4 protein-coding genes and 1 pseudogene are annotated in these 4,444 nt (G+C 28.8%); all 5 read left to right on the plus strand.

The features are described 5' to 3' along the window. Window positions 1–1,196: F0F1 ATP synthase subunit alpha (atpA, locus tag Q0J90_RS00315; protein WP_297276023.1), on the plus strand; the 1,196-nt coding region annotated here is incomplete at its 5' end. Window positions 1,197–1,201: 5 nt separating this feature from the next. Next, window positions 1,202–2,047 carry a beta-1,6-N-acetylglucosaminyltransferase gene (locus tag Q0J90_RS00320; protein WP_297276024.1) on the plus strand — a complete coding sequence of 282 codons (846 nt, stop codon included), beginning with the start codon at window positions 1,202–1,204 and terminating at the stop codon, window positions 2,045–2,047. 28 nt (window positions 2,048–2,075) lie between these two features. Further along, entirely contained in the window at window positions 2,076–2,954 is an 879-nt protein-coding gene (gene atpG, locus Q0J90_RS00325; RefSeq protein ID WP_297276025.1) for an ATP synthase F1 subunit gamma, read from the plus strand. A gap of 217 nt (window positions 2,955–3,171) precedes the next feature. Beyond that, entirely contained in the window at window positions 3,172–3,927 is a 756-nt protein-coding gene (locus Q0J90_RS00330) for an ankyrin repeat domain-containing protein (protein ID WP_297276026.1), read from the plus strand. A gap of 231 nt (window positions 3,928–4,158) precedes the next feature. Continuing rightward, window positions 4,159–4,444, plus strand: a pseudogene (locus Q0J90_RS00335) (hypothetical protein); the annotation flags it as partial.

Consider the following 4,444-nt stretch of genomic DNA (forward strand, 5'->3'; position numbering starts at 1 on the left):
TATTACTTGGAAGAGTTGTTAATCCTTTGGGTGTGCCTATAGACGGACATGGAGAAATAACTACCGATAAAAGGAGAGTTATAGAATTTCCTGCTCCTGGTATTGCTGACAGACAGGCAGTAAAACAGCCTCTTCAAACTGGTATTAAAGCTATTGACTCTATGACTCCTATAGGAAGAGGACAAAGACAGCTTATCATAGGCGACAGAGGTACAGGTAAAACTTCCATTGCACTCGATGCTATAATTAATCAAAAAGGTACAGGTGTTATATGTGTTTATGTAGCAATAGGTCAAAAGGCTTCTACTGTAGCCGGGGTTGTTGATACATTAAGACAGCATGGAGCATTAGAATATACAATAGTAGTTGCGGCAACTGCAGCTGATTCTGCTCCGCTTTTATATATAGCTCCTTATGCCGGATGTGCTATGGCAGAATATTTTATGTATGAGCAGAAAAAAGATACATTAATTATATATGATGACTTAACTAAACAGGCTAATGCTTACAGACAGATATCATTACTTTTAAGAAGACCTCCAGGAAGGGAAGCATTTCCGGGCGATGTATTCTATTTGCATTCAAGACTTCTTGAAAGAGCTGCCAAACTTAGCGATGAATTAGGCGGCGGTTCTTTAACTGCACTTCCTATAATAGAAACTCAGGATAATGAGGTTTCTGCCTATATTCCTACTAACGTTATTTCTATAACAGACGGACAGATATATTTGCTTGCAAGTTTATTTATGAGCGGTGTTCGTCCTGCTATTGATGTTGGTATATCTGTTTCTCGTGTAGGAGGTAATGCTCAAACTAAGGCTATGAAAAAGGTTGCCGGTACTTTAAGACTTGACCTTGCTTCTTACAGATCTTTAGAGGCATTCTCACAGCTTGGTATAGGACTTGATAAGGCTACTTTGGCACAATTAGACAGAGGTGCTAAAATGGTTGAGTTACTTAAGCAGAAGCAGTGTACTCCTTTGCCTTTTGAAGAACAGGTAGTTGTTATATTTGCTGCTACTAAAGGTTTCTTAGATAATATTGAGGTTGAAAGAGTTCATGAGTTTGAATGGAGATTATTGCAGTATATGAGAGCTGATAAGCAGAATATACTTGATAAAATTAAAGATTCAAAAGATATAGAAAATCCTGATGAACTTTATGCTGTTATAGAAGAATTTAAGTCTAAATTTTAATTTATATGAATAAAATATGTTTTTTAATATTGGCACATAAAAATCAATTAATGAGATTGATTAATCATCTTAAAAAAGATTTTGATATTTATATTCATATTGATAAAAATAGTAAACTTAATCTTAAAAGTTTTGATAATGTACAAGTTTATAAAAAGAATTATGTACATTATGCAGAAATTACTCAAATTACTACTGCTTTATTCTTAATTAAAGAAGCTGTAAAAAATAATTATAATAGGTATTGCTTTATAAGTGGGCAGGATTTACCTTTAAAAAATAATAATTATATACAAAATTTTTTTGATAGTAATTTTGATAAAGAGTATATAAATTATTATCAAATTAATAGTGTGAAAGATAATAAAATTTTTAATATTCCTTCTTATAATAGGGTACAGTGTTATAATTTTGAAGGTTTATATAGAAAATTATTGAGTACACATATAAGAAACTTTTTATCTAATTTGAATATAACAAAAAATAAAGTTAAATATGATATATACCATGGATCTTCTTGGTGGAATTTAACTAATAATGCGATTGAATATATATTGAATTATTTAATTAAAGATAAATATTTTATAAATCAATTTAAAAATGTTTGGGGAAGCGATGAATTCTTTTTTCAATCTATATTGTTAAATAGTGAATTAAAAAGTAACTGTATAAATGATAATTTAAGATACATCGATTGGAGTGAATCAGAATGTTCTTCTCCTAAAACTTTTGGAATTTCAGATTATGATATGATAAAAAATAATGATAATAATAATTTATTTGCCCGTAAATTTGATGAGAATATTGATAATGATATAATAGATAAATTATATAAAGATTTAGAAGATTAAAAAAATTCTAATAATTTGGAGTTTTATTATGGCAGAGAAACTTAATGTATTGAAGGCAAGAATAAAAGCTGTAACAAGTACGCATAAAATAACTAAAACAATGGATATGATAGCACGTTCCAGAACGGCAAAGATATTAACAGTGGAACAAGGTATGCGTCCTTTTACTCAGAAATTAAACAGAATAGTAGAAGATCTTTCTCATTCAGATATGGATCATCTTCATCCTTTGCTTTCTCCAAAAAAGAAAATAAAGAATATAATACTTTTTGTTGTAACTTCAAGCAGAGGTTTATGCGGTTCTTATAATACAAAGATTTTTGATGAGGCTATGGAGAGAATAAGGCATCATCACAGACATGGAAGAGAGGTTGAGCTTCATGTACTTGGAAAGAAAGGTGAGGTATATTTTGAAAAACAGGGAATACCTATAGCACGTAAATATCCGCGTATAGATGAAGAGTCTAATTTTGGTGATTGTGCTACTGTTGTTCAGCGTTTCATGCACCAGTATGCTATTGATAAAGCATCAAGAGTAGAAGTTATATATACTAGATATTATACTAGGGTTGTACATATACCTAAAATAAAAAGTTTAATCCCTATGATTCCGGATGAAGAAGATATTGAGGGACATAAAATAAAAAAACAATTAGATTATGTTATAGAACCAAATAGGGAAGAAGTGTTAAAAGAGATTGTACCTATGGCTATTAAAACTTATTTTTATTTTATGCTTACTAGTTCTTTTTTATCTGAGAATGCTGAAAGATCTATTGCTATGAGGAATGCTACAGATAATGCTGAGAGATTATTATCTGATCTAAAAAATAAAGCTAACAGAGCCAGACAGGAACATATTACTAATGAGCTTCTTGATATTATAGGCGGTTCTGAGGCTATATAATTTATTTTTTGATAATAGAAAATTAATACCATTCATATATTTATTTTATGAATGGTATTTTTTTATTTTAAATTTTTTTGTTATAGAATTAAGGAATGATTTAAAAAATTATAAGTATAAATTCGATATTTTTTAATTATTTAATAAAGCAATCTTTATTAAGAATACTATAAAATTATTTATTTTTATTGTATAATACCTCAAATTATTAATTACTATGAGGCGGTATATGAAAAATTTGTTATTGATTTCTTTTGTTTTAATGATTACTTTTATTATTTCTTGCAGTAAAAAAGAAGATAGTAGTATAAGTAATAATGCAGTTTATGTAAGTGCTCCAGAGAATATATATCATAAAACCTATACTAATATTGTAAAGATTCAGGGTAAATATGTTAGTATGAATTCTTCTTTTTCTCACGGTGATAGAGAGGAAGGAGAATACAGCGAAGAGTATGATATATTTGAGGCTATACAAAATCATAGCTTAAAGAGAGTACAGGAATTAATAGAAGAAGAAGGCGAAGATATAGATCAAACTTATTTTGGAGATAGTTTATATAGTGAATTTATGGATGATAGTTATGCAATAGATGGGGGCACTCCTTTAATATTTGCTGTATTTTATAGAGATTTGGGTATAATGAAATATTTGCTTGATAAAGGTGCTGATCCTTATATTAAAGATGATGACAGTTGGAATGCATTTTTATGGGCTTGCGGCACAGGCAATGTTGATGTAATAAAAATGCTTGTACAGTCAGATTCTGATTTAGTTAATTCTCAAAATATGTATGATGCAAACGGACTTCATATGGCTGCTTTGAATGATAATGTAGAGGTTTTTGATTATTTGGTTAAGGATTTGGGTATTGATATAAACAGTACAGATGAGGACGGAGACGGAGTTTTATATTATGCCAATGAAGATGCAGCATTAGAGAAGTTAAGAGAGCTAGGAGCTGAAGAGTAATTTTATAAAAATAGTGGGTGTCTAGTAAATGAATTTGCTAGACTCAATTAGCTACAATTTTTATTAGTAATAATATAAAAAATTGTTCGCATTGTATAAATATAGTCAAAATAAATTATAAAATAATATAGCGTATATCAATGTACGAAGTGAATTGTTATAGCTTTATTAGCAACAATATAAAATATTTGTTTTTATAGTATAATTTTAAATTATTATGATTGGGTATATATGAAAAAATTGCTATTAATTTCTTTTGTTTTAATGTTTACTTTACTAATTTCTTGCGGTAAAAAAGAAGAGAATATTATAAGTAATGCTAATAATATAGATAATAAGATCGATACTAATGTAGTAAAAGTTCAGGGTATGAACTCAGATTTTTCTTATGGCAACAGAGAAGAAGGAGAATACAGCAAAGATTATGATATATTTGAAGCTATAGAAAATCATAGTTTAAAAAGAGTGATTGAATTAATAGAAGAAGGTGAAGATATTAATCAAACTTACAGCGGCG

The organism is uncultured Brachyspira sp. (assembly GCF_944390595.1).
In the GTDB taxonomy this organism is placed as follows: Bacteria; Spirochaetota; Brachyspiria; order Brachyspirales; family Brachyspiraceae; genus Brachyspira.